At 62.8% G+C, this 24,842-nt stretch carries 21 protein-coding genes; 9 read left to right on the top strand and 12 right to left on the bottom strand.

Annotated elements, in window-relative coordinates:
• Positions 1-24 precede the first annotated feature (24 nt).
• From K8R92_02775 to K8R92_02760, 4 genes are all read right to left on the bottom strand, one after another.
• Positions 25-2,640, bottom strand: coding sequence for an adenylate/guanylate cyclase domain-containing protein (locus tag K8R92_02775; GenBank protein MCE9618815.1), 2,616 nt, complete (start codon positions 2,638-2,640; stop codon positions 25-27).
• A 143-nt stretch (positions 2,641-2,783) separates the two neighbouring features.
• Positions 2,784-5,639: a FecR family protein gene (locus K8R92_02770; GenBank protein MCE9618814.1), complete on the bottom strand. Its 2,856-nt coding sequence runs from the start codon at positions 5,637-5,639 to the stop codon at positions 2,784-2,786.
• Between the two features lie 161 nt (positions 5,640-5,800).
• Positions 5,801-6,484 carry a hypothetical protein gene (locus K8R92_02765; GenBank protein MCE9618813.1) on the bottom strand — a complete coding sequence of 228 codons (684 nt, stop codon included), beginning with the start codon at positions 6,482-6,484 and terminating at the stop codon, positions 5,801-5,803.
• Between the two features lie 22 nt (positions 6,485-6,506).
• The gene (locus K8R92_02760) at positions 6,507-8,000 is read right to left on the bottom strand and encodes an alginate export family protein (GenBank protein MCE9618812.1); all 1,494 of its coding nucleotides are present in this window, start codon (positions 7,998-8,000) and stop codon (positions 6,507-6,509) included.
• 55 nt (positions 8,001-8,055) lie between these two features.
• Between K8R92_02760 and K8R92_02755 the strand changes: the two genes are divergently transcribed.
• Positions 8,056-8,787 (top strand): MBL fold metallo-hydrolase, encoded by a 732-nt coding sequence (locus tag K8R92_02755; protein ID MCE9618811.1) that lies wholly within the window; start codon positions 8,056-8,058, stop codon positions 8,785-8,787.
• 36 nt (positions 8,788-8,823) lie between these two features.
• Here K8R92_02755 and K8R92_02750 read toward each other — a convergent pair whose 3' ends face one another.
• On the bottom strand, positions 8,824-9,975 hold the full coding sequence (locus K8R92_02750) for a citrate synthase (GenBank protein ID MCE9618810.1): 1,152 nt from the start codon (positions 9,973-9,975) through the stop codon (positions 8,824-8,826).
• A gap of 37 nt (positions 9,976-10,012) precedes the next feature.
• Between K8R92_02750 and K8R92_02745 the strand changes: the two genes are divergently transcribed.
• Complete coding sequence (locus K8R92_02745; protein MCE9618809.1) at positions 10,013-10,675, top strand: phosphoribosylanthranilate isomerase; 663 nt, start codon at positions 10,013-10,015, stop codon at positions 10,673-10,675.
• A gap of 28 nt (positions 10,676-10,703) precedes the next feature.
• Here the strand turns inward: K8R92_02745 and hpnH are convergent, their stop codons facing one another.
• Positions 10,704-11,837, bottom strand: coding sequence for an adenosyl-hopene transferase HpnH (gene hpnH, locus K8R92_02740; GenBank protein MCE9618808.1), 1,134 nt, complete (start codon positions 11,835-11,837; stop codon positions 10,704-10,706).
• A 132-nt stretch (positions 11,838-11,969) separates the two neighbouring features.
• On the opposite strand from hpnH, the gene K8R92_02735 reads away from it, so the two are divergent.
• The 4 genes from K8R92_02735 to rplT all read left to right on the top strand — a co-directional run bounded on the left by K8R92_02735 (position 11,970) and on the right by rplT (position 14,414).
• Complete coding sequence (locus K8R92_02735) at positions 11,970-12,611, top strand: RNA polymerase sigma factor (protein MCE9618807.1); 642 nt, start codon at positions 11,970-11,972, stop codon at positions 12,609-12,611.
• The gene (locus tag K8R92_02730; GenBank protein MCE9618806.1) at positions 12,608-13,564 is read left to right on the top strand and encodes a hypothetical protein; all 957 of its coding nucleotides are present in this window, start codon (positions 12,608-12,610) and stop codon (positions 13,562-13,564) included. Before K8R92_02735 ends, K8R92_02730 begins: the two co-directional genes overlap by 4 nt.
• 232 nt (positions 13,565-13,796) lie before the next feature.
• Entirely contained in the window at positions 13,797-14,036 is a 240-nt protein-coding gene (locus K8R92_02725) for a 50S ribosomal protein L35 (protein ID MCE9618805.1), read from the top strand.
• A 3-nt stretch (positions 14,037-14,039) separates the two neighbouring features.
• Positions 14,040-14,414, top strand: coding sequence for a 50S ribosomal protein L20 (rplT, locus tag K8R92_02720; GenBank protein ID MCE9618804.1), 375 nt, complete (start codon positions 14,040-14,042; stop codon positions 14,412-14,414).
• Positions 14,415-14,495: 81 nt separating this feature from the next.
• Here the strand turns inward: rplT and csrA are convergent, their stop codons facing one another.
• Together csrA and K8R92_02710 are read right to left on the bottom strand one after the other, a co-directional pair.
• A complete protein-coding gene (gene csrA, locus K8R92_02715; protein MCE9618803.1) occupies positions 14,496-14,789 on the bottom strand; it encodes a carbon storage regulator CsrA in 294 nt (97 codons plus the stop codon).
• A 47-nt stretch (positions 14,790-14,836) separates the two neighbouring features.
• Positions 14,837-15,283: a flagellar assembly protein FliW gene (locus K8R92_02710; protein MCE9618802.1), complete on the bottom strand. Its 447-nt coding sequence runs from the start codon at positions 15,281-15,283 to the stop codon at positions 14,837-14,839.
• A 135-nt stretch (positions 15,284-15,418) separates the two neighbouring features.
• On the opposite strand from K8R92_02710, the gene K8R92_02705 reads away from it, so the two are divergent.
• Positions 15,419-17,485 carry a hypothetical protein gene (locus K8R92_02705; protein ID MCE9618801.1) on the top strand — a complete coding sequence of 689 codons (2,067 nt, stop codon included), beginning with the start codon at positions 15,419-15,421 and terminating at the stop codon, positions 17,483-17,485.
• Here the strand turns inward: K8R92_02705 and K8R92_02700 are convergent.
• Positions 17,444-17,977: a hypothetical protein gene (locus tag K8R92_02700; GenBank protein ID MCE9618800.1), complete on the bottom strand. Its 534-nt coding sequence runs from the start codon at positions 17,975-17,977 to the stop codon at positions 17,444-17,446. The two genes, K8R92_02705 and K8R92_02700, sit on opposite strands and share 42 nt — an antisense overlap.
• Before the next feature lie 20 nt (positions 17,978-17,997).
• On the opposite strand from K8R92_02700, the gene K8R92_02695 reads away from it, so the two are divergent.
• Entirely contained in the window at positions 17,998-19,077 is a 1,080-nt protein-coding gene (locus tag K8R92_02695) for a peptidylprolyl isomerase (GenBank protein MCE9618799.1), read from the top strand.
• Here K8R92_02695 and K8R92_02690 read toward each other — a convergent pair.
• Genes K8R92_02690 through K8R92_02680 form a run of 3 tightly spaced genes read right to left on the bottom strand, consistent with a single transcriptional unit; the run spans position 19,058 to position 23,229 of the window.
• The gene (locus K8R92_02690) at positions 19,058-20,179 is read right to left on the bottom strand and encodes an LptF/LptG family permease (GenBank protein MCE9618798.1); all 1,122 of its coding nucleotides are present in this window, start codon (positions 20,177-20,179) and stop codon (positions 19,058-19,060) included. The two genes, K8R92_02695 and K8R92_02690, sit on opposite strands and share 20 nt — an antisense overlap.
• Positions 20,180-20,182: 3 nt before the next feature.
• A complete protein-coding gene (locus K8R92_02685; GenBank protein MCE9618797.1) occupies positions 20,183-21,823 on the bottom strand; it encodes an LptF/LptG family permease in 1,641 nt (546 codons plus the stop codon).
• Between the two features lie 29 nt (positions 21,824-21,852).
• On the bottom strand, positions 21,853-23,229 hold the full coding sequence (locus K8R92_02680) for a sigma-54 dependent transcriptional regulator (GenBank protein ID MCE9618796.1): 1,377 nt from the start codon (positions 23,227-23,229) through the stop codon (positions 21,853-21,855).
• 162 nt (positions 23,230-23,391) lie between these two features.
• Here K8R92_02680 and murC point away from each other — a divergent pair, with 162 nt between their 5' ends.
• The gene (murC, locus tag K8R92_02675; protein MCE9618795.1) at positions 23,392-24,840 is read left to right on the top strand and encodes a UDP-N-acetylmuramate--L-alanine ligase; all 1,449 of its coding nucleotides are present in this window, start codon (positions 23,392-23,394) and stop codon (positions 24,838-24,840) included.
• Positions 24,841-24,842: the final 2 nt, after the last annotated feature.

The raw sequence follows: 24,842 nt of genomic DNA, 5'->3' as shown, positions 1-24,842 counted from the left end.
GGAGTCCGCGCGTCCAGACGCGGCTTACTTGGCCCGCAAGCGCAGCACGCCGTCCCGGAGATCCTCGGGATTGTCGATCGCATCGAGGAAGGCGTGCACCAGCTTCTTGGATCCGGGAATGCTCTTCTCAATGTCGGCCAGGCTCTTGCGGCATTCCTCGAATTTCCCCTCGCCGAACAATTTGACCATGGCCTCGGTTTGCGCCATGCGCTCCTCCGGATGTTCCTCGAGGCACACTTCGTAGAGCTGGATGGGAACGCTCTGCCCCACCACGACGACCTTGCCTAGGGACAGCAGGGCCAGACCGGATTCCTTGGCCAGCTCTGCGGTCCTTCCGTCGATCAGGATGGCGCTGCCGAATTGCTTGTTGGCGCTTTCGAGGCGGGCGGCCAGATTCGCCGAGTCCCCGATCATGGTGTAGTCGTTCAGATCGGGAGGCGCCCCGCAATCGCCGATGACCACCTTGCCGGTGGCCATCCCAAGTCGAAGCGAAATCGTCGGCAGCCCTTGGCGATCCGGCTGCTGGCCGATCTCCTTGACGACCTTCTGGCACGCCAGCGCCGCCTCCACCGCGAGCCTTCCCTGCTCCGGCTCCTCCGCAAACGCGCTCCAGAACGCCAGAATGCCGTCTCCGAGAAACTTGTTCACATAGGCGCGACGAGCCGTCAGTTCCTTGGTCATCGCTCCCATGTACAGATTGAGCGTGTGCACCACCGCAGGCCCGCCCAGAGTCTCGCTGATGGTCGTGAACCCGGCCAGGTCACCGAAAAGGATGGTGGACTCGCGCTCGACGCCGCTCATGGAGAGTGCGTCCGGATTTTTCGCCAGCATGTCCACCAGCTGCGGCGAGACGCGGGCGCGGAACTGCCGTGTGACGCGCTGCTTTTCCCGCTGGGTGATGACCGCCACCGCGACCGTGGTGGCGATCCATCCGCCAAATCCGCTGGCCACCGGGGCGGCGAGCGGGCAAATCCATTCCCACCGGTCGAATCCGACCACGCCCGGCAGCACGATGTACGTCGACAGAACCAGGAACACGACCACCGCTCCGACGCCGGCGCCGAAACGGGCCGCGGTCAGCGTGGAGACCAGGCCAAGCAGCAGGATGGCGATGGGCGCGACCCAAGCCGGGGCGAATTCGAGCGAGCGCCCGTTGAGCACCATGTCCGCCATGACGATGTGGCCGAAGATGCCCGGCGTGCGCGCCCCGAATATGGTGTTGATCATGTCCGCCATCACGCCGGTCGCCGTGAACCCGATGAATACAAGCTTCCCGCCCAGCGCGTCGCGGAGTTGAAGATCCCCGGCCACAAGCATCGCGCGACCGTCGCCCACGGCCTTGTCCAGGGCCATCCATTCCTGCAGCGAGGCGACGGCCTGCTTTTGATCGGGCGGCAAATCGGCATCCGCAGCGTGCTCGGCGTAGTCGTTCTTCCAGAGATCCTGGATCTCGTTCCTCAACCGGCCGTCCTTGGATGCGGCCGCGAACCACTCCGCGGTCTGACCCAGCAATCCCGTCGCAATGTCCCCCCCCAATCCCTGCAGGCGGGCGTCCTGCTCTGCGATTTTTTGCCGGGCGCGGAACTGCTCGATCAGTCGGCCGATGCTGACGGTGGCGTTCCGCCCGTCGGTGTTGCCGTAGCCGGAAAGCAGTTGGGTCGGCCAATCCAGGAGCACTTTTCCGCTTCGAAGGGGAATGGTCGATGAGCCGATGCGGAGCACCTGCTCCTCCACTTTGGCGTCCTGAACCGTCCTGCCCTGAAAGACCAGTCCCGCGATCAATCCAAACTGCGGGGCTCGACCGTAATCGGTCGGAAAGAACGGGGCGACCCTGCGCAATTTCCCGTCGAAGGGATCGGGCTCGGCGTTGACCACGCCCGCGGCACTGCCGACCTTGGAAATCATTGGAATGGGCGGCAAGTCGAGGGGAGTTCCCTTGGAGGCGGCATCACTCAGAATTTTCCCCTGGATTGCCCGCCAGCTCTCGCCGCGCAGCCAGACGCGCTCCAGGAGCTTGCGCTCGCCGAAATCCCCCATCCGCGCGGCGCGTTCGCCCCCGCCCAGCATCTTGGCCACGAACTCTTCGAACGAACCGGGCAGCTTGCCCTCTTTGCGCAATTGCTCAAGCGTGAGCCAGGCCGCCAGGCCCTTGAAGGCCGCGGGCCGCTCGAGCACCTTGGACCTGTAGGGTTCCTTCAGACCTGCCTCCTCGATGACGACCTTCATGTCGTGGTCGATCCCCAGGGAGACGGCTTTGGCGAGCGCCGCGAGCTGGACCTCTCCCGCGGGGGTTTCCCACATGGGATCGAGCACTTTGTCCTCGCGCACGCTCATCGCGAAAACGGTCGGGGTTCTGGCCATGGCTGCCGCCAAAGCCTCATCACCCGTGGTGCCCTCCTCCGGTTCGATGAACAGAATGTCGAACGCCATGGTCTTGGCACCCGCCCGCGAAATTTCTTCCGCCGCCTGGGCAAGCCAGGCTCGCTGCCAGGGCCAACGACCGATGGTGTCCAGGCTGGCATCGTCGATGGCCACCAGGGCCAACTGGTCACCCAGTTTCTCCGGCTGCCAACGTCCATAGCGAAAACGAAGATCGATTGTCCCGTCTTCGAGCCAGCGAAAGAGACCGGACGCGTTCAAGAGGAACACCAACGCGGTCGCGGCAGCCCCCACGAGAATGGCAAAGGCGCGAAATCGCTTCACATCAAAGTTATAGCCGCTTTTCAACCGCGACACATGCGAACCGCGAGCCCCTGTTTCCAGAGGTGCAATTCAAGGAGCCGTCAGTTCGCGCCGTTGGATGAGCCGCTGGTCGATCCGCTGCCGCCGGCACCCGATCCACCCGAGGCTCCGCCGCCCGGCATCGCGTCCGTGGACTTGCCGCTGTCGAGCGAGTGATAGTCGCTGTTCGCCTGGTTGTAGTTCTCGCGAATCACGCTTCCATTGGTCAGGATGGACAACCGCGAGGCGTCCGCCGCCATCTGGATGGAAGCGGCCTTCTCCATCCGCTGAGCCACGGCGTTGTAGTACACCATGTCACCGCGTGATCGGGCGTGCTGGGAGGCGTTGATCGCTCCGGCCACGGCTGCTGCGGCGTTGTCGACGTAGGTGTTGTGCTCGTCAACAAGCTGCGTGACGGCCGCCAAGGCGTTCTTCGCGATCTCCGTGTTGTTGGCGCCAACGATGGTCTTGAAATCGTTCAGATAGCGGGTGGCGCCGGCTTTCGAATCCGCGAAATTCTGCAGGTACGACTGCTGGGATTGCGCGGACTTGGACTCTGCGTCCTGAAGCTTGCTGTTGTAGTTGGCGGTCAACCCGTTGATGCTGGCGTTTGCGGTCAGCACGTTGTCGTAGTGCCCCGCGATCTGGCTGTACACGTCTTCCGCCTGGTTTGGAATCGAGTTGGATCCCTGGTAGAGGTCGTTCAGAATCTGGAGCTGGCTCAGGTCGTGGTTGAGCCCGCTCTGCGAGGCCCCGTCGGCGAACAACTGATCAAACGACGCCTTGAAGGCGTTCGAGCTGTTCATGTCCGTGACGCTCTGGGCCTGGAAGTTTCCAAGCGTTCCAACCGCGAAGTTGCCCTGGGCATCGGCGACGCCGTTCTTGCTTTCCATCAAATTCACCTGCGTCAGCATGGTGGCGAGCTGAGCGTTGATGGCCATGTAATTGGCGCTCCCGGTGGCCAGTTCGTTCTCGGCGTCGTTCGCGGATTGCTGCGCCAAGCCGGCAAGGTTCTGGATCTGGCCGGACTGGAGTCCCACATGGTCAACATGGGTCTGGGCGTAGTCCTGGAAACTCTTGTAGGAGAACTGCCCGTTGGCATCGTTGAAATTGTTCTGCATCTTGGCGGCCAGCACGGCGATGCCTTCCGCGCCGCCCGACTCGCTGGCCTGCGTGAGATAAGCGATCGACTGGATGCTGATCGCCACCGCGTCGCGGTAGCGCGCGGCCTCGGCCAGGAACATGGCCTGCGTTCCACGGGAACTGGCGTTCTTGTAGTTGTCCAGCGCATTCTTGGTCGCCATCAAACCGTTGGCGACGTTTCCAGCGGCCACCGAAGCCAGCGACGAAACACCGGCGATGGCGTCCTGGGACTGGGTGCTCGTCGACTTGCCGACGAGGGCCTTCAGGTCCGCAAGGAATTTGTTCATGCGGTTGAGATCGGAGTTCAGCGAAGCCGCGTACCCCTGGGCCACGGCGCCGCTGGCGCCGAGTCCGTTCAAGGCCTGCTCGGCATTGAGCAACTTCGCGTAGGAAGCGCTGACCTGTCCGAACGCCGTCTGGACGCCCGCATTCAAGCCACCGGCCTGTTGAAGCAGAGCGCCGTCTTCGCGCCACCGCTGCTGCAAGGTGAGGAGACTTTCTCCCGATCCGTTCAACAGCGCGCCGTCCTGGAAGGCGACATTGGTGAGATTCGACTGATTCGAAGAATCGCCGATTTCATTGACGAAGTAGTGGCTCGAGTCGAAGCTCATTGCTTCCAAGTTGGTGCTTGACTGGAGCAAGTCGCTTGCGGCCATGCTCTGCATGTTCATCAATTGCAGATTGACGCCGCCGGATCCGCCTGGAGTGAATCCGCCGCTGGCCTGTCCATCCCACAGGGTGTGCAGGTTGGTCAACGAACTTTCCCACTGGCCATTCTCGTACGTCGCGAAGTTCTGGTTGAAGGACGCGAGTTGCGCGTTGCTGAGAGCCTCATTTTGCAGGTTCTTCTGCAGCGTCTCGCCGGTATGGTCCTTGGTGTCGCGGGCATCGTTCTGGAAACGCAGATAGACGTTGCTGGATTCGCCGCCGCCGCCATTGACGGAAGACAGGACGATCGCCGTGTCAATGGCATCCTCGCTCGCCTCGCCCGCCTGCGTCTGCTGGATCTGCTGGGTGTTCGAGCTCGGATTGACTCCGGCCGATCCCTGGGCCACCTGCTGCTGAACATCGGATTGGCTCACCATGGTTCCCGCGATGGCGGGCGGACCGACCGTGCTCACCCAGGCGTTCTGGACCGGATCACGCTTGCCATTCTCCGAAGAAGTCTTGCCTTGGCCGGAGACAAAGTAGGGAAGATTCGCGGCGACGTACTTCACCTCGACGGCATTCATGGTGTTGGTGCGCGCGCCTGAAATGTCCACGCCCTTGAGCGGGCCGCTGGAAACGCTGAATCCCGTTCCACGAACCGACAGGGTGGTCTGCGGGGTCACCACCTTGAAATCGTTCGCAAAACCAACATGGTCGACCTTGAAGTCCGCGCGGCCGCTCTTCACCGATGCCAGCGTGCGCAGCGTCTGTCCGTCCTGCACCATGACCGGCAATTTGCAAGTGGTCCCCGAATCGACAAGAATGGTCGCGTTTTTTCCAACCCGCATGGTGGCCTGACTCTTCAAACCGGTTCGAATCTCGGCGCCGGCATCCAGAATGTCATTCACCTTGGCATCAGTCCAAGGAGCAGTTTCCGAAGCGCGCCAACGAACCTTGCCCGTTACATCCATGAAAATCGCCTGCAACGCAACCGCGTCGGTCTTCACGTCATCTTGGACGAGCGCAACCGGCTTGGTCATGTCATCGGCCCAGGCAAACGGAACCGCCACCGCAATCCAGAGCGCCATCGCCACAGAAAGAGTTCCGCCAGCAGGATTGATTTTCATTTTTTGTCGCATTTTTGCACCAGTTTCCAATTTTTGAATCCGAACGAACTTCTTAGAAACTACAGTTCGCCGCATCATACTCAATTCCGACGCTGAATTATCGAATCAAAAAAACCAAATGCAAGTCAGATAATGAAAATGGTAAAAATCTATTTTTGTCCTTAAGTCTTGCTTTGAGGCGGCTTTGGAGCCGTGGAATTGACTGGTTCTGGGAAGGGATCGGGTACCGTTCCTGTATCGGACCCTGTGGTTGGTTTGTTTGGGGCTTCGAGAGGCCCGGAAGCCGGAAGCGATCCCTCCTGGATCGCCGCCTCATTGCCGGGGGTGACCGACGTCTGGCCGGCCTTCTGGTCAAGTTCGAGTTCCCCCTTCTTCGGAACGGCTCTCCCGGCGATGCGCTCAAGCCGGTTGACGTAGTCGATGAATTCAAGCCCGCTCAGCGACTGGTTGTCCGTCCGCAATGGAAGGATCTCCATATAGATGAGCTCCTTCACCGCGTAGCGGTCGATCGGGCCAAAGATCATCATGGTGAGACCCCCGCGAACCTTCATGATTCGACATCCCGCGCCCGCCAACCATCCCACATTGGCTGCTTGATTCGCCTGGCCCTTGAAGGATTCGGAAAGCCACTTCCTGCGTATGCCTTCCGCCACGCGATCCTGATAGTCCTTCGAGGCGTCGGTGCCATCCTGAAGAATGAGGAAACTATGCAGCGCGTCGTTGTTGGTGACCGCAGGCATGTCCTCCAGGACATCGAGAAATTCGATCTCCTGCTGAGAGCCGGGGAACTGGTCGACGGCAGACGACTTCAGGAGGTAGGGTTGACATGCGCAGAGCAGCAACACGGTAGCGATCCAGGCCAGCGCTTTAAAATGCAAAGGTCACCCCCACATAGAAAAACTGGCGAATGGCGCTTTGGTTGTCAAAGAACACGGTGGTGTTGGGCATGAAGATGCCATAGCGAATGTTGAAATTGATGTCGCTGGTCAAGCGCCAATCAAGCGTGGTGTCGATCTCGCCGCCAATCAGATTGGAACCCCCCGGCCGGGTGAGGATGTTGATGGGCGCCTGATTGTCGATTTTCATGAAGAGATACCCCGTCAATCCCAATCGCAAATCCCGTGCCCAGGAAACCGAAGGAAGCAAGTTGGTGCTCAGTCCCGCGGAAGGACAAAGCAAATTGGCGGGATCGGGCGCCAGGGTGAATCCGGTGTTGACATAGCCGAGTGAATTGAAGGAATGATCCGTGTTTCCGGGGGCGATGCCGCCAAAGGTTGTGGCACTGTCCAATCGGTTCGGATCTCCGCTTCCGGCAAGCACCGATAGATCGAAGCGTGTGTCGCCTTGGTCACGCATGAGGTAGGTGAGGCCCGCCAGCCCTGCGAAGGCGCTGATCGGCGTCTCGAACTGCGGCCGAGCCAGCGTCGGACTGGTCGGATCCAGCGAGTCGGTCAGGGTCGATCCGAACTCCCACGCCACTTCCGTGCGGTAGACCAGATCGGGCCCAATGCTCCCGGTGCTTCCGCCACCGACATAGCCGCTGTTGTAGTCGAAGGTCGTGGGAATTGGGAAGGCCGGTGTGCCAAGGACATTGGTCTGTCCTCCATTGTTGTCCGTCTGCCAAATGCCGAAGAGATAGGGCTTGTGTCCCGGGATGCCGTTCCAGTCAATTTTCAAGCCGGAGTACAGACGCGCCGTGTCGGAGTCGTAGCCCGGCCGTGAAGTATCCCAATCAACCGTGTCTTGGCCGTTGGCCGTCAAGGCCGCCATCCCCTCCAAGCCAAGATCGCCGATCGTCATCTCCGCCTTCAAGGCGTACATGTAGTTTGAAAGAACGAGGCCCTGACCCCAGATGATGTAGTTGCGGCCGCCCTTGACGATGAGATTGAAATCCTCATTCACGTTCCCGCTTTGGGAGCGAGCCAGTCCGGCCATGTCGAACTCGGCCCAATAGATTTCACCAATGGGATCCTGCCATCCCTGTTCCACCGAATCGGGCCGAAGATCGCGGGCTCCGTTGGCGTCCCACATGTTGTACAGGAACCGCAATCGTCCGAAAAAACGGAACGTTCCATCGAGCTCTGCGCGGAGAAACAGCCGAAGATCCGGCGTGGTCAGATATTGGCTCTGACTTTGCGAATTCTGGATCATGTTGTAGGCGTAGCGAAACGTCCCGCCGGCGTCCAAAAGCAATCGCTCCGAAATCGGGGTTTCACGAAAATAGCCCTGCCGGTACTGGGCATCCTCCGAGTCCAGTTGGCGCTGAATGTTGTTGGCGATGGCATTGACGTTTTGAGCCCATGCGCGGGTTGTCGCGAGCAAGCAGATGCCCGCTATCAAACATGCATAGCCCTTCGCCATGGGGGCAAAGAATAGCGTGGAAAGCATGGCCATCGTGATTTGTTAGGATTTCAAAATGCAATTGCTCATGATCGGCACCGGCAACGCATTTTCGGCGGAACGCTTCGGTTGTTCCGCGATCATCAAGGGCCCGACGGGTCAGGTCATGGTCGACTGCCCCGATTCGCTGCCGATGGCGCTGCGGCACGCCGAGAAACTCTCGGGCTGGAAGATTGATCAGCTGGCCATCACCGACCTCATCGTGACGCACCTGCACGGCGACCATTGCAACGGTCTCGAGAGCCTGGGATTCCTCCGCTGGCTCCATCACCGGGAAACCGGCTCCCCGCTTCCCAGACTTCACCTGTGGCGCCCGGTGGCCGATCGGCTGTGGGAGCGGCTCGCTCCCGCGATGGACCAGTCCGGCGCCGCCAAACTCTCTGACTACTTTAAAATTCATTACCTGAATCCCGACCGCGAGAGCATCATCGGTGGAATGGAAGTCACCTGCCGCGGCACACAGCATCCCATTCCGACGAGTTCCCTCAAGTTCCGGGCGGAGGGGAAAGTCATTGCCTGGAGCTCGGACACGCCGTTCGACCCCTCCCTGATCGAATGGCTGGTGAAGGACGCCAATCTGATCATCCACGAAACCAGCCCCCCGCCGACTCACACACCGATCGAGTTGCTCAATTCGCTGCCCGAGAAAATTCGCAGCAAGATGCGCCTGATGCACATGACCGACGACTTCGACCCACGGTCGACGACGATCTCGCCCCTCAGGGAGGGTGAGGTCATCTCGGTGTGATGGTCGATTCGAAACGCCGGTGCCTTGGGGCAGATTTCAGCGGTCGTTCATGGCGATGTAAGGCTGCTGATGCGGCCCCACATAGGCGGCGTTGGGACGGATCAATCGGTTGCCGTCGAGTTGTTCGATGCAATGCCCCGCCCACCCGGCGATGCGGCTCATGGCGAACATGCAGGTGAAGAGATCGAGATCGATGCCGATGGAGTGATAGGTCGTCGCCGAATAGAAATCCACATTGGGATAGATGCCCTTCGCGGCCACTTCCCGGGCCATGATCTCCTCGATGCGATGGCTCATCTCGTACAGATTGAGATTGCCGGTGTCGGCCGCAACCTGCCTGGCGAACGTCTTCAGATAGGTTGCCCGCGGATCGATCGCCTTGTAGACGCGGTGCCCGAACCCCATGATCCGGTCGCGGTTGCGAAGTTTGTCCGCGATGTAGGCGTCGACCCGGTCAATCGTGCCGATTTCATTGAGCATGATCATGACTTCCTCGTTGGCGCCGCCATGGAGGGGTCCCTTGAGGGTGCCGATGGCGGTCACGATCGCGGAATAGAGGTCGCTGAGAGTTGAGATCGTGACCCTCGCCGCAAAAGTACTGGCATTCAGTCCGTGGTCCGCGTGCAGAATCAAGCAGACATCCAGTGCCTTGGCCATGGCCGCGGTGGACTTCGTGCCATTGAGCATGTAGAGGAAGTTCTCCGCCATCGTGAGCGACGAATCGGCCGCGACGATGGGCTTGCCTTTGCGGTGACGATCGAAGCCCGCGATGATGGCCGGCGTCCTGGCCAGCAGGCGAACGGCCTTGCGGGTGTTGGCCTCCGCGCTGTCGTCGTCCACCTCCGAGTCGAACAGGGAGAGCGCGCTGACCATGGTGCGAAGTACATGCATCGGCGCGGCTTCCCGCGGCATCGCTTCGATCAGCTGAATGAGCGTCCCGGGCAGGGCGTACTCCGCACGCAGTTGCTCGCCGAATGCGGTCAATTCGGCCCGGGTGGGAAGGCGACGGTTCCAGAGCAGAAACACGGTCTCCTCGAAGGTGCTGTTGCGTGCGAGGGCATCGATGTCGATGCCCACGTATTCAAGGATGCCGCGGCCGCCGTCGATGAAGGACATCTGCGTTTCGGCAGCGACGGTGTTTCCCAGTCCTTTGTCGAAGATCGGTGTGGATGGTGTGGCAATGCTCATGGGTCTTTCTCAGGATGGAACATCGTAGTCTATTTGGATGCCAAACCGAAACGGCAAAGTCAAAACCTTGGTGAAAATTTGCGGTCTGCGAACCGTGGAGGACGCCCTGCGCGCCGCCGAATTGGGGGCGGACGCCGTTGGATTTGTGGTGACCGCGAACTCGCCGAGGCACATCGATTTCGAGCAAGCCTGCACCATCGCCGACCAACTGCCCAAGGACCTTGCGGCTGTGCTCGTCCTGCGCAGCTGGAGCGATCTCTCCGACGCCGACCTGGCGACGTGGACGGGATCGATTCAGGTCTACGAGTCCGGGGGCGGCATGGACCGGAAACGAATCCTGGGTTGCGCGCTCGAAGCGGTCAACCGCATGACCACGTGCCCAAGCCCGCGAATCTCCGCCCTGCTGGTCGATGCTCCAGACGCCGGCGCCGGACGGGATTGGAATTGGACCCGCCCGAGTCCGGCCTGGACCCGCGACTTGCCGCTCATCCTTGCCGGCGGACTTGCTCCTGAAAATATCCAGGAAGCCATTCACCGGGTCCGCCCGTGGGCCGTCGATGTCAGCAGCGGTGTGGAAGGAACCCGCGGCGTGAAGGACTTCACCAAAGTGAAGCAATTCATCGACCACGTGAAGAACGCCGATGCCGAGCGACACACCTCGCGTCAAGAAGTTGAACCGCGATCCTTCAAGGACATTTGACCGCGGGGGGTCCGCCCACCACCTCGCGTCAGGCCGCGCCGCGATGGATGTCCTGCGCAAATCCAAGCTGCACCAGATGCTTCATCGGACCGTGCGGCTTCGACTTCTCGATTTCAAGGCGGTTGGCGGCACCCGGATTGGCGTAGCGATTGAAAAGAATCGCCTTGACATTTCCCCAGATGCCCCGGAATCCCGAGAAGGTGTGATCCACAGCGCTTGCCTCATATCCGCTGTGCACCATGCAATTGGCGCACTTGGCGTTGCCGCTCTGATGTCCGTAGTTCGCCCAGTCGGTCTCGTCGATCAACTCCTCAAAGGTGTCGGCGTAGCCCTCCTGCAGCAGATAGCAGGGTTTCTGCCATCCGAACACGTTGTAGGCGGGCATGCCCCAGGGCGTGCACTCATAGGTGCGCTTGCCCATGAGGAACTCCAGGAACAATGGACTCTGATTGAACTTCCATCCCTTTTTGCGATTTGAGAGAATCATCTGGAAGAGTTCATTGGTCTCCTGGCGCTTCAGGAAGCTGGACTGGTCGGGCGCCTTGTCGTAGGCGTACCCGGGGCTGATCATCATGCCTTCGACGCCCAGGTCCATCATCTCATCAAAGAAGGCGCGCACCGAATTCGGATCCGAGCCTTCGAAGAGCGTCGTGTTGGTGGTGACGCGGAAACCCATGCGCACCGCGAGGCGAATCCCATCGACGGCTTTCTTGTATGTGCCTTCGCGGCACACGGCGAAATCGTGGTTCTCCTCCTGCCCGTCCATGTGGACGCTGAAGGTCAGGTACTTGCTGGGACGGAAGGTCCCCGCCTCGAGTTTTTCCTTCAACAGAAGGGCGTTGGTGCAAAGGTAGATGTACTTTTTTCGCGCGACGAGGGCCTCGACAATCTCCTTGATGTCGGGATGGAGGAGCGGCTCCCCCCCGGGAATGCTGACCATCGGTGTGCCGCATTCGTCGACCGCGTCGACGCATTCCTTGACCGTGAGCTGCCGTTTTAGGACGTGAGCCGGGTACTGGATCTTGCCGCATCCGGCGCAGGCGAGGTTGCACCGGAACAACGGCTCGAGCATCAAAACCAGCGGATACCGCGTCTTTCCCTGGAGCCTTTGCTTGACCACGTAACTTGCCACTGTCCACATCTGGCTGATCGGCACACCCATAATTCTTCAAGACTCCTCTTTTTTTGACCAATCCTTGCAAACTGCGCAACACGGGTCATCGTAGCAAGAGACGTGACCGCCATTCCGCACGATTCCCTGCATCCCTTTGCTGCCTTTCACGGAAGTCTTCCCGTGGCCAACGATTGTACGATCTCGCGTGTGGAGCTTGAGGGCGAAGAACCTACGGATGAATCTCTGATGATCGCCCACCAAGCCGGCGATCAAGCGGCTTTTCCAACCCTGGTGTCGCGCTACCGTTCGGAATTGCACCGCTATCTCCAGCGATTCCTTGGATCGTCGGCTGCGGCGGACGATGTGTTCCAGGAAACCTTCCTTCAGATTCATCTCTCAGCCGCGAGTTTTGACGTGACACGCAGGCTGCGGCCGTGGCTCTACACCATCGCCTCGAACAAGGCGCGCGACTGGTACCGGCACCATCGGCGCCGCGCCACCATCAGCCTGGACAAGCCGATGGGCCATGGCGAGAACGAATTCACGTTGCTCGATGTCGTCTCCTCCGCAGATCCCCTGCCCGGAGCGTCGATCACTCGCCAGGAGGAATCCCGGCAGGTGAAGCAGGTCGTGGATTCCCTCCCCGAGTTGCACCGCGAGATCCTGCTGATGGCGTACTTTCAGCGCTTCAGCTACCAGCACATTTCCGAGACGCTGGGCATTCCCCTCGGCACGGTCAAGAGCCGGCTGCATTCCGCCGTCGCCCACTTCGCCGATCGTTGGGCGCGCGCCACCCATGAAACCCGAGAGAGCCACTCATGAACCGAAAGCGTTACGAAGACAACCATCTCTCGCCCGAAGATCAGCGGGCCGTCGACGCTCTGCTTGAGGCTGGACTGGTGGACGCCCCTGAGTCCCATCGCTCGGACGACGATTCTCCGGAGGCCCGGCGGCAAGCCGCGGCGTTGTTCCTGCTTCGAAAACTCGAGGTCTATCCCGTCTCGGAGCCCGATCCGCTTCTCGTCGATGCCACCATGGCGCGCATCGCCCGCGAGGAACGGGCAATGCAGGACCACATGCAGATCCACACTCCAGGCTGGGGCAAGCGGACACAATGGGCTGATTTCGGCGCCGTGGCCGCCGTGGTGCTGATCGCCACCGGCGTCACCTGGCCGATCGCACAGCGGATTCGCTCGTCCGCCCTCGAGCAGAACTGCGCCAACAACCTGCGCACCGTCGGCGCCAGCCTCGCCGCCTACGCCGTGGATCACCGGGGCAATCTTCCGGCGACCGCGAGCCTGGGCGGATTGTTCGAGTCCCCTGCCGCCTCGCGCATGGACTGGAGCAATTACGAGCACAGCGGCCACTTGCTGGTGCTCGAGCGCAACGGCTACGCGAAGCACGATTCCTGCCACTGCCCGGCCTGCGCATCCGGATCGGTGTGCGGCTCATTCGCTTTCCGCGTGCCGAGCGCGGACCGGCCCTTCCGCCTGCAGACGATGGGGCGAACCCCCATCGTGGCGGATGCCAATCCCGTGATCCAGATGCGCCGCGCCGGGCGGACTGCGGACGCCGCGCCGAACGCCTCGCTCTCCTCGATGAACCATCAGCAGCGCGGCCAGAATGTCCTGTTCGCGGATGTCTCGATCCTGTGGTTGGTGACGCCCGAGGTCAATGGCGACAACATCTTCCTGCCCGACGGCGTGAAGGATGCCGATTCGCTTCCTTTCGCTCCGCATGCAACCAGCGGCGACGACATCTTCCTAGCCCAATAGAGAGCGAGATTCGATTCGATGGGCACGGGCCTGCGGATCCCCGCGAGCCGGCCACGTCGCGGCCAATGGACGAGGACCGATGCACACTGCTTCTCACGCCACAGCCCGGGCGTGCCAAATAGGGGCGAATCCCCTACATTTTGAATCGTTTCCAATTTCAGGTTCCTTGCGCTTGACCCAATTGGCGATTTCGTTACACTCTTCGACCCCTCAAGGAAAGCGGCGAACTCCCATGCAAAAGCAAAAAGGCCACAAAGGACTATTGAAGCGGATCAAGGTGACCGGCACGGGCAAGGTCCGGTTTCATTCGCCGAATTCCCGCCACTTGAAGAGCAATAAAAGAGGCACCACCGTGCAGAGTTATCGCAAGTCGCGCTACCTCGGCGCGACGGATCTGATCGCCATGTCCAAAATTTTGGGACGGAAACTGCGTACCGCCAAACGCCCGGCCGCGACCGGCGGGAAGGATTGATTCATGCCACGCGCACGTAAAGGAGCAGCTCGAACCCAGGCCCGCCGACGCGTTCTTCGCGAGGCACGAGGCTACTACGGAACCAAGAGCCGCCACAAGCAGCAGGCCAAAGTCGCCCTCATGCGGGCGGGGCGCAACGCCTGGACCCACCGCCGCCTGCGCCGACGCGACATGCGGTCGCTCTGGATCGCTCGTCTGACCGCCGCCTGCCGCATGCGCGACTACCGCTACAGCTTGTTCGTCGGCGGCCTCCAGCGCGCCGGCTGCCTTCTGAACCGCAAGATGCTCAGCGAGCTGGCCATTCAGGATCCCGCCACCTTTGATGTGCTGGTGGAGATGGCGAAGAAACACTTGAGCGCCAAGGCCCGGGCCGCCTGACCAGCAACCAAATTGTTGAGGCTTCAAAAAGCCCGGCGACGCCGGGCTTCTTTTCTTTTTGCGCCGCGGCCCAGGACCAACTCAGGCGCTTTCGCGCCTGAACTTCTTGATGTCCGGTGTGGGGCCGTGGGCCAGCCGCTTGATGCCCTCGCGCGAGTGGCTGGGAGCATGAATCATGGGCACATCCCCGCGCAGGGTGGAAGCCTGCTCATTCTCCTTGCGGATGGCCTCGTACACCTCCTTGCGATGGACCGAGATCGAGGTCGGGGCCACGATGCCCAGCCGGACCTTGTCGCCGCGAATGTCGACGACGACGACCTCGATGTCATCGCCGATGACAATGCGTTCATCGATTTGACGGGAGAGGACGAGCATTCAGGAAGTGGACGTCATGAAGGGAGGATCAAAGCTTGTCGGCGCGTTCAGGCGGACACGGCGCGAGCCGCGGGCGCCACGGACACAAGTTCATGCCGCGTGGTCCAGCGGCGGTCGGTGAGCACGATTTGGATTCCGGTTCGGTTGGCGGGATTGATGACCAGCGGCCCCTGCATGTTGGCGGTGATCCCGCTTTCGCGGCGGTTCACGATCACGAGAAGCTCCGGCGTCGCCTCCCCGCGCAGCCCGATCTCCTCGCTCTGCTCACGGCGCATGGTCACCGCATACTCCGAGGACCAGAGCCGCGGATCGGTGACGACAAACGCCACATCGGGGCTTTCCACGCTTTGCAACCAGAAGAAGACGCCGCGATCGTCGGGTTGCAGCAGCGCGAATTGATGGACCCGGCCAAAGCCAAGGAGTCCGGCCGGAAAATGAAGAAGCCGCGAGTCATCGACTTCGACGGTGCCAAAGCGTGTTGTTTCAACTTGCATACGACCTCCTGTCGCCGCCACCCAGTGCCCGAAACCAAATCGGGCATGCCCGGTCATCCATGACCGCCGCATGGAATCGGCTCAAGAGGCTTCAGAGCATGAGAGAACTCGGCAATTGACCGATAGGAGGGGACAATGCCCGCCATGGGACAGTCGCAATGGACCAAAATGGCGATCGGCGGGGCCGCCGTCGCGGTGGCGGCCACCGCGCTGACGCAGTGGCTCTGCGGCGGAATTGGGGGAATGGATTTGTGGAGCGTGTGGCTGCTCAGCGGCTGGAAGACGGCGCTCTGGCTGCTTTCGGCGTATGGACTTGGAGCACTGGCCGTTGGTCTGAGGGAAGGTGAAAGACCTTCGGCGCCGGTCATCGGCTTGGCTTTCGGCCTTGCCCTGCAAGTCGCCCTTGATCAATGGCTTGGATCGCTCGGGTTGCTTCATGGAGCGGCGTCGATCGGAGCACTAGTTCCGGGATGGATCCTGGCGATTCACTTCCACCTTCGCGGCGCGTCGGCCCGCAATCACGCGCCGAACACCTCACTGGGATGGTGGTGGCCGGCGCTGCCGGCCGCTGTCGCGCTCCTGATCGCAGCCAGCATTTCGCCGGGCGTGATGTGGAGCTCGGAGTTTGGCGGATACGACGCCTTGGAGTACCACCTGCAGGCGCCAAAGGAATGGCTTGCGATCGGCGCGATCCGTCCGCTGGACCATCTCGCGTATTCGGGCATGCCCAACTTCATCGAAGGTGCCTTTCTTCATGTGATGTGCCTGGGTGGCGATCCTCGCGACGCCGCCGTGGCTTGCCAACTGCTCCACGCAAGCCTGCTGGTCGTGGCGGCTCTGGTGCTCGCGGATCTGGCCGCGATGGCCGCCCGACAATGGAGGCTGAGCGAGGATGCGGCGAGGGTCGCAACCGCGTGCGCCTTGGTGGGAACGCCCTGGATGATCGTCACCGGATCGCTCGCCTACACGGAGTCGGGAATCCTGCTGTCCTTTGCCACGCTCTTGCATCTTCTCGCGGGGCGATCGATTTCATCGACCCGAAGCGGGCTCATGATCGGCGTGCTCGTGGCCATGCTTGTGGGAAGCAAGGCGAGCTCGGTGATTCTTGTGCTGCCCGCGGTCCTTGCCTGGGCCATTCTCCTGCGAAGCCGGAAGAGCGTCGATTGGAAAGCCCTGGCCTGCGCCATCAGCGCGCTGCTGGCGTGCCTCGCTCCGTGGATGCTGCGCAACGGACTCGTCGCCGGGACGCCCTTCTTTCCGTTCCTCACCGAACTGCTGGGGTCCGGTTGGTGGAACAGCGAACAGGCACAACGATGGAACCAGGCGCATGCGAGCGGCGCTCACCTGCTCGCTCGACTGCACGCCCTCTGGAATCAACTCTTCACTTTCGGACTGGGCGATCCCCCCATCGACGGTGAACCCTGGAAGTGGTTCTGGGGGCCGCTGCCCTGGATTGGTGCGGCGTCGATGGCCGGGCTTGCCTATCGATCCTCAACGCGGGGGATCGCCACGACCATTTCGGGAGTCTGCCTGCTCATTGTTCTGGGTTGGTTGTTTGGAACCCACCTGCAAAGCCGGTTCCTGATTCCGCTGGCGGTTCCCCTCGCGCTCGCCTTCGGCCTGACCGCCGCGGGAATGACGGGAGCGCCTCGGGCGCGGATTCCACTGAAACTCTTTTTGTTCGCCTGGGCCTGCCTTCCACTGTGGTGGCTGACGACCGACACCCCGGGAGCCGCTTATTTCATAGGGCAAAATGCCTACTTCACCGGCGACGAGGATTGGCGGGATCTTCACTCGTCGGATCGGGCCATCCGTGAAGACGCACAAAACCATCTCACGACCGAAGTGGTGATCAACCATCTGCATCCGGAGTGGCGGGTGCTCAGCGTGGGATGGAGCACACCATTCTGGATCCGGCCAGGCGCAAACCTGACGTGGTCGACGGTCTGGGACCGGAATCCCATCGAAGCGTGCCGCGGCCTTACGGCTTCCGATACCGCCGCAATGCTTTCGAAGGATTTTGACGCGATCGTCATCGACCTTCCGATGCTCGAGCGTTGGAAGCGCAGCGGTTGGCTTTCGCCGAACATCGACCTGGATCAGATGACTGAGTTGTCGAATGCCTTGCCGCGGCTGGCGAAGTTGAAGGGCGGCCGAGTTCTACTTGGACTGCGCGGGCACAGCACCCTGGGCCTGCCCTGAGTTCGACAGAAAGGACTCGACCACGAGGCGCTGCCGAGCGGCGCCCGCAAGTTCGGCGTAGCGAGCCTGATCCGCGGCGGGCAGCTTGGAGATTTCATTCATGGCATCCGTCAATGCTGCCTGCCGATCGGCGAGGGAGATGGATGCATTCCGCGCTCGCATCAAGCTGGACAGGAGCGGTGAAACCGGCGGCAGCGGCACCATGGCATCGGCAGGCGCAGGTGGATTGGACGGAGTGGGATTCGGCGAAATGTGCGCTGGCGTCTGCCCCGCGGGCTGGGATTGAAAGGGCGAGGCATTGCCCTGAGTTGGCGCCGGGTTCGCGGCGCCGGTCGCCGGCGAGCCCGCGGGCTTGCTGGAGAAATCCTTCGAGGCGGGAGCGTCGCTTTGCATGGATTGCACCGGAGTTTTCCCGGCGCCTTGCGCAAAGCGATCCTCCATCGATGCACCCGATGGGGTTCCAATGCAGATGATCAGGAGGACGCTGTACATTGAACTCCAGCGTAACACCCATGCAACGGCACATCGCCATGACCCGATTGGAAAATTTCCGGATCCACATCCGGATCGGATGGCGTCAAGGATTCCGGCACGATCCATCGACCTTCCTGGCGATGGTCATGACGACGATCCTGACGGGATGTGGAAGCGTGACTGAGCACCCGGCGGCCGCAACTCCGACGACCGCGCCTGCGCCGACCCGTGCGCCCGCCGAGGGGCTGCCATCGCCAGGCGCTTCGGCATCCACGGCCGTGTCGCGCCCGCCCGCGATGTGGGATGGCACCGCGGTGAACTGGGATGAACTCAGACCGCTGCTTGCCGAGCGGGCCGGCGCCTCGATCCTTGAGGAGCTCTTCCTGGAGCGCCAACTCGATCGAATGCTGGCGTCGCGCAAAATGGCCCTCACCCAGGCGCTGCTGGACGATGAAGAGCGCGATCTGGTCGCCTCGCTCTCGGAGGATCCCGCCCGCGCCCAGGTGTTGCTGTCCGAATTGCGCGCCGCCCAGGGCCTCGGGGAAAAGCGCTGGAAATCTCTGCTGAAGCGCAACGCCGCGATGCGGCTGCTGGTGCAGGAGGATGTCAAGGTCACCCCGGAGGCCATGGAAGCACTGCTTGACTCGGCGCATGGCCCCAAGCGCCAATGCCGCGTGATGGCCCTGCCGGATCTGGAATCCTGCGCGAAAGCTCGAACGCGCCTCGACGCGGGTGAGCCCTTCGGGGAGGTGGCCGCCGCCCTCAGCACCGACCGATCGGCCGCGCGGGGCGGACTGGTGGCGCCGGTGAGCCGGCTCGATCCAACCTGGCCGAGCTCTTTCCGGCAAACGCTCTGGTCGCTGCCCAAGGGCGGCGTGAGCTCGCCGGTGATGATCGACAACAGCTACGTGCTCGTCCGCTGTGAGGAGGAGATTCCCGGCGACTCGAGCCATTCAGCCCAGGATCGACCGGCGGCCGAGCGGGCGGTCCGCCGGGGCCAGGAGCGCATCCTGATGGAGAACCTCGCCAAGCAGCTTCGGCAGGCGCAGCGCAACGCCGTGATTTTCGACGACTCCCTGCAGGAGGGTTGGAACCGCGTCAGGAACGCAGCTCGGTAAGCCGGTAGGCCGCGAAGGGCAGCAGCAGCGCGAATGGAATCGCGGCCGCCACCGGAATGCTCAGACCCTCGGTCGGCACCAGGAGCATGGCGGCGGCGGTGATCATCGCGGGGATCGAGAAGGCCGCGGCGCGCACGCTCTGGATGAGCAGGTTGCAGGGCTCGCGGCGCAGGAAGAAGGGAATGGTCGCGGCGAGCACGAGCAGGTTGGCGATCGGGCCCATGAATCGCGCCGCCAGGAGGCGCACCCCCTGATTGCGGTTGTCGCCGCCACGGCTCATGAGCTCGAACACCTGGCGCGTGGAGAGCATGGGACCGTAGAGGCGGAAGCGCCGGCTGAGGATCAGCTCAGGGCTGAGGTCGGAGTCCAACTCGTCCACGGGGGTCGAAAAGGCCGCCTGCTGCTGGGCGGAATCCCCGGGCTTCAGGGGGCGGACGGCGGATCCGTTCTTCAGGATCCATTTCTTGCTTTCGACGTTCCAGGTCGCGCTGACGGCGCTGACGCGGCGGATTGCGTTGCCCTTGTCGTCGCGCTCCAGGGCCACCAGCCCGGTCGCGACGTTGAGCGCCGGATCGAAGCTGCCCGCCTGGATCAGCGTGCCGCGCCCGTCGCGCGTCAGCGGAATTGGAAAGTGGCTGACGGTGTCGTACTTCAATCCGCTGTGGTCGCGCACCAGCCGCGCCGCGAGATTGGGAAGGATCAGCTCCTGGTTGATGAACTGCAAGCCCTGAAGCGCCGCCGCTGCGATCAGCAGCACGTAGGCCAGCCGCCGCAGCTTGACGCCCGAGGCCATCAGCGCCGTGAGCTCCCGGTTGCGTTGCATCTGGGAGACGGCGAATCCCATGGCGCCGATCGAAACGAAGCCGAGCATGAACTGGAAGAATTGGAAGATGCGCGGCCCGTGGAAATCCAGCACCATCATCACAAAGGCGACCACGCGCGAGCTCCACCGCCCCGCCGCGACTGCGGCATCCGCGGCGTCCAGGAACCGCGATGCCTGGATCACCACGTCCACGCTGACGCCGAAGACGTAGAGGGCCGCACCGAGCAGGGCGAAGTTCACGAGGAAGCGGACGGCGACGTAGCGGTCGATGATCTTCATGGGTCAGTTCCGCGCCAACTTTCGCAGCGCGTAGATGGAGCAGAGCAGCAGGATCGCGTTGCCGGTCCACGACACCATGACGCCCCAGAGGACGTTGTCCGCCCGGATGACCTGCTGGCCGCCGGCGATCATGACGATGTTGAGGATGCCGGGGACGAAGGCGATCAGGTACATGGTCAGCGGGAGGCTCTCTCGCTTCCACACCGCGAGCGAAGCCCCCAGCAGGACGATCAGCGGCGCGGACCAGGCCAGCGCCGCGCGCTGACAGAGGTGGGAGAAGGCGTCGATGTCGACGGTGTTCATTGTGCGCAGCAGGCGGGTCATCGCGGTGGCCGCCGAGGCCTGGACCTCCTTGGGAAGGATCGACTCGGGCCGGGAGAGCTCTTCGACCCGCGGGGCCAGCTCGTTGAACTCAAGCTTGCTGATGTTCGCGGTGGAGCAGGGCGCGGCGCTGAGGCCCCGGATCCGCGCCGGCCAGCGCGAGGTCAGCCCGTCGGAGCGAAGCAGGTCCTTCGCCTTGGGCGCGGTGGCAATCAGGTCCACACGCCCTGCCGTGAGATCCTCGGGGTCGAAGGGCATGACCACTTGCGAGCACACGGCCTCGCGAATCGGCCGGGCCCGGTCCAGCTCGACGACGCGCACGGTTCCACCGGCGTTTTTCGGCTTGATCACATCGCCTTCGATGGACCCGCCCTCGACCTTGTAGGAGCGGCGGCCCCCCTCCTCGACCAGCTCGACGGACCCGGAAGTCTTGAGGACCTGGGCCACGCATTTCCACACCTCGGCGCGAAGGATCGACAACTGAACCGCCTGGCGATCAGCCTGCACTTCGATGTGGTCGGGCAGGTGGCTTCGCACATCCTGCAATTCGAAGTAGGTCATGCTCTTCGCGTCGGCCTCGAGGGCGCGGCCCAGCTGGACTGCCTGCGGCTGCGCCGTGGGAACGAAAACCACGGTGCCCTCGGCGGCGTTGAACCCCGAGCCGTTGGACATGGCGAGTTTCATGATGACTCCCTCGCGCCCATGGTGCACGTCGACGGTGGCGAACTCGCTGGTGAACTCGCTCTCGGGATCGCCATTGCCGTTCTTCTGGACGACCGCCACGCCCTGCAGCAGCAGCCGCTGCTCCGCCCCGCTGTCGGGAGGATTCGGATCCACGGTGGCGGTGTCCGCATAAATGGACACGTTGCCCACCTCCAGCGCCTCACCGCGCCCGACCGCGGCGAGGAAGACGCTGGTGGCGTCCTGCGCCAGCATGTCCTGCATGCGACCCCAGAAGCGCGGCACGATGGTGTGCAGCAGCACGAACATGAGCACCAGCAGAATGAGACCGATCGCGATGACCGGCGCGAAGATGGTGCGGTAGCGCAGGCCGCAGGAGGACATCGCCACCAGCTCGTTGTCAGCGGTGAAGCGGTGCATCACCAGCGTGGCGGCGAACCCCGCGGAGAAGGGCAGCGCAAATTGCAGCATGGGGATCATCGCCAGCGAGACGTACTTCACGACGCTGCCGGAGCCCAGCGAGCTGTCGGCCAGCGGCTTGATCGCGGCGCCGAAGGCGATGACCACCACGATCACCGTGGTGGTGAAAAGCAGCACCCGAAGGAGCTCCGCCGTCATGTGCCTCCAGAGAATCCACGGCATGGGAGTGGGCCTTCGGGCAGCGCACCGCGCTACCGGAGCCCGTACTCCTTGAGTTTGCGGTAGAGCGTGCGCTCGCCGATCCCCAGCATCTGCGCGGTCTGCTCCCGATTGCCCTGGGTCAGGGCCAGCGTCTGGCGGATGGCCTCCTTTTCAAGCTTGTCCAGGCCGACGCCCGCCAGGCTGCCCACCGGCGACCCGTTGTCGCTGTCGGTGGAACGGATCTCGTCGGGAATGTCCGCGAGGTCGATCTCCGGCTTGCGGCAGGTGACCACGATCCGGTGCACCAGGTTGAGCAGCTCGCGCACGTTGCCCGGCCAGTCGTAGGCGGTGAGACGCATCATGGCGGGTTGCGAGACGCCGACGCGCGGCCGGCCCAGGTCGGCGCACCACTTGCCCACGGCGTGCGTGACAAGGCGGGGCACATCCTCGCGGCGCTCGCGCAGCGCCGGGATGTTGATCTCGACTCCCTTGAGCCGGAAGTAGAGGTCCTGGCGGAAGCGCCCGTCGGTCGATCGCGTCTTCAAGTCCTGGTTGGTGGCGCTGATGAATCGCACGTCGGCCTTGCGCGGCTCGTTGGCGCCGAGACGGATCAGCTCGCCGGTCTCCAGCACGCGCAGCAATTTCGGTTGCATCGATAAAGGCATGTCGCCGATCTCGTCGAGGAAGAGCGTGCCCTTGTCGGCGTACTCGAAGACACCCTCGCGATCGCGGTCGGCGCCGGTGAAGGCGCCGCGCACATGGCCAAAGAGCTGGTCCTCGAGAAGCGTCTCGCTCTGGCCCGCGGCGTTGAAGGTGGCGAAGCGGCGATCCTTGCGCTTGGAGTGCTTGTGGATGGCGCTGGCCACCAGCTCCTTGCCGGTGCCGCTCTCGCCCGTGATCAACACGGGGATCGTGCTCGGCGCGACCTGCTTGATGGTGGCGATGACCTGGCGGATGGCGGCCGATTCGCCGATGATGCCCTCGAAGCCATAGGCCGCGTCGACCTGGCCGCGCAGGCTGGAGTTCTGGTGACGAAGCAGGACGGTTTCCGCGGCCCGCTGCACGATGTTGCGGAAGACCACCACGTCCAGCGGCTTCTCGATGAAGTCATAGGCCCCGCCCTGTAAGGCCGCCTTGGCGGTCGGCACGTCCCCATGGGCGGTGACCAGGATCGTCTCGGCCTCCGGCTGATGGGTCTTGGCCAGCTTGAGCACATCGAGCCCGCTGGTGGGCGTATCCATGACCAGGTCGGTGACGATGACATCGAAATTGCCGTTGCGAAGCTCGATGTCCGCCTGGGCGGCGTTGTGCACGATGGTGCAGACATGCCCGGGCCGCTTCAGCGCATCGGCCATGGTCTGGGCGTGCTCCACCTCGTCGTCCACCAGCAGCACTTGTGCCCGCAAGGGAGCGGCCGATTCCGTCATCCGCCGATTGTACGGCGAATGGGTCGCGAGGCGGCCGGAAGGTCGCCATGAAATTGAGCGGGGTTTTCACCCGCCGGCCCCTGCCGGGCCGATGGTGATGGCATGGCGCCAACCACCCAATTCGAGCACGAAGTCTCCGGGAAAGTTCATACGATGAGGAGCGTGATCATCGATTCCGTCACGCCGTGGTTCTCAAGTCAGCGCTCCCTCGCTGAGCGAAGGATCTGGCTCGTCGGCGCCGGCGGCACCGGCGTCAGCGGACTCGCACGGCTGCTGAAACGGCGCGGCGCACAAGTGAGAGGAAGCGACCACGAGGCGAGTCCGGCGGTCCAGTCCCTGCGCTCGGAGGGCTTCGACATCTCCATCGGCACGGCGATGGATATCCCGGCGGACACTGAGCTGGTCATCGCCACCGCCGCCGCCAAGCCCGACCATCCGCAACTGGTGGCGGCGGCGAAAAGAGGAATTCCGGTGCGGACCTATGCCGAGGCGCTGGGGCTGGTGCAACTCGGCCACACCGCGGTCTGTGTCGCGGGGACGCATGGCAAGAGCACGACGACCTGCCTGCTGACCTGGTGTCTCCTGCAGGCGGGATTCGATCCCGGATTCATCGCCGGCGCCACCTGCAAGGCGCTGGGCGGAAGCATGCGCACCGGTGCAGCCACGCAAAAGACCGGCCCCTTCGCGGGTTCGCTGGGATTTCTGGTCACGGAATCCTGCGAGTTCGACCGCTCCTTCCACAAGCTGCATCCCACCGCCGCCATCATCAACAACGTGGAGGCGGACCACCTGGATTGCTACGCGTCGCTGGAGGAGATCATCGAGTCGTTCCGCGTCTTTGCGCTGCGACTTCCCGCCGCGGCCGATCACGGCTATCTGCTGATCGCCCACGAGGGCGCCCACCGCGAGCGAATCGCCAAAGATCTTCGCGCCGAGTGTGAAACCTTCGGCCTTCATGCCTCCGCTGACCACGTCGTTGAATGGTCCGCCGAAGGGATGGTTCGCGTGACGCGCTCGGGCAAGGAGACGCTGCGCTGGATTCCAAAATTGCTTGGAGCCCACAACGCGCTCAATGGCGCCGCCGCCGGAATCATGGCGCTGCGGCTGGGCGCGGATCGCGGCAGCGTTGAGCAGGCGCTGGCCTCCTTCGCCGGAGTCGATCGGCGCCTTGAGTTTCTGGGCGAGCGAATGGACGGCACTGCGAGCGTGCGCGTCTTTGACGACTATGGACACCATCCCACCGAGGTCCGCGTGACGCTGGAAGCCCTTCGCCACGCCGCCAAACCGCGGAAATTGATCTGTCTTTTCCAGCCTCATCAGCACAGCCGGACCCGCCTGCTTCTGGACGACTTCGGCACCTGCTTCGGCGCCGCGGATCATGTGCTGCTGACGGACATTCACTTCGTGCGCGACGCGGAATCCGAGCGGTCGCTCGTCTCGAGCGAGGATGTCGCCAAACGGATTCGCGACCACGGCGGCTCGGCGGAATGTGTGGGCACGATTGAACGGGGCGCCGAGAAGCTGCGCGAGATCGCGCGGGGCGGCGATGTCGTGGTGACGATGGGAGCCGGGCCGATCTACCGCGCCGCGCACCTCTATCTCAAGGCGTGAAC

The sequence above is a fragment of the Planctomycetota bacterium genome (genome assembly GCA_021414025.1).
Lineage (GTDB): Bacteria > Planctomycetota > Phycisphaerae > Phycisphaerales > SM1A02 > SYAC01.
This window is presented reverse-complemented; position numbering and strand designations above follow the sequence as displayed.

Coding starts and splice junctions, on each gene's coding strand:
- K8R92_02695 (MCE9618799.1), top strand. CDS start 17,998: ATGCAACGGCACATCGCCATGACCCGATTGGAAAATTTCCGGATCCAC.
- csrA (MCE9618803.1), bottom strand. CDS start 14,789: ATGCTCGTCCTCTCCCGTCAAATCGATGAACGCATTGTCATCGGCGAT.
- K8R92_02760 (MCE9618812.1), bottom strand. CDS start 8,000: ATGGCGAAGGGCTATGCATGTTTGATAGCGGGCATCTGCTTGCTCGCG.
- K8R92_02705 (MCE9618801.1), top strand. CDS start 15,419: ATGCCCGCCATGGGACAGTCGCAATGGACCAAAATGGCGATCGGCGGG.
- K8R92_02730 (MCE9618806.1), top strand. CDS start 12,608: ATGAACCGAAAGCGTTACGAAGACAACCATCTCTCGCCCGAAGATCAG.
- K8R92_02770 (MCE9618814.1), bottom strand. CDS start 5,639: ATGAAAATCAATCCTGCTGGCGGAACTCTTTCTGTGGCGATGGCGCTC.
- K8R92_02690 (MCE9618798.1), bottom strand. CDS start 20,179: ATGAAGATCATCGACCGCTACGTCGCCGTCCGCTTCCTCGTGAACTTC.
- K8R92_02700 (MCE9618800.1), bottom strand. CDS start 17,977: ATGTACAGCGTCCTCCTGATCATCTGCATTGGAACCCCATCGGGTGCA.
- K8R92_02680 (MCE9618796.1), bottom strand. CDS start 23,229: ATGACGGAATCGGCCGCTCCCTTGCGGGCACAAGTGCTGCTGGTGGAC.
- K8R92_02725 (MCE9618805.1), top strand. CDS start 13,797: ATGCAAAAGCAAAAAGGCCACAAAGGACTATTGAAGCGGATCAAGGTG.
- rplT (MCE9618804.1), top strand. CDS start 14,040: ATGCCACGCGCACGTAAAGGAGCAGCTCGAACCCAGGCCCGCCGACGC.
- K8R92_02685 (MCE9618797.1), bottom strand. CDS start 21,823: ATGCCGTGGATTCTCTGGAGGCACATGACGGCGGAGCTCCTTCGGGTG.
- K8R92_02745 (MCE9618809.1), top strand. CDS start 10,013: ATGCCAAACCGAAACGGCAAAGTCAAAACCTTGGTGAAAATTTGCGGT.
- K8R92_02755 (MCE9618811.1), top strand. CDS start 8,056: ATGCAATTGCTCATGATCGGCACCGGCAACGCATTTTCGGCGGAACGC.
- K8R92_02750 (MCE9618810.1), bottom strand. CDS start 9,975: ATGAGCATTGCCACACCATCCACACCGATCTTCGACAAAGGACTGGGA.
- hpnH (MCE9618808.1), bottom strand. CDS start 11,837: ATGGGTGTGCCGATCAGCCAGATGTGGACAGTGGCAAGTTACGTGGTC.
- K8R92_02710 (MCE9618802.1), bottom strand. CDS start 15,283: ATGCAAGTTGAAACAACACGCTTTGGCACCGTCGAAGTCGATGACTCG.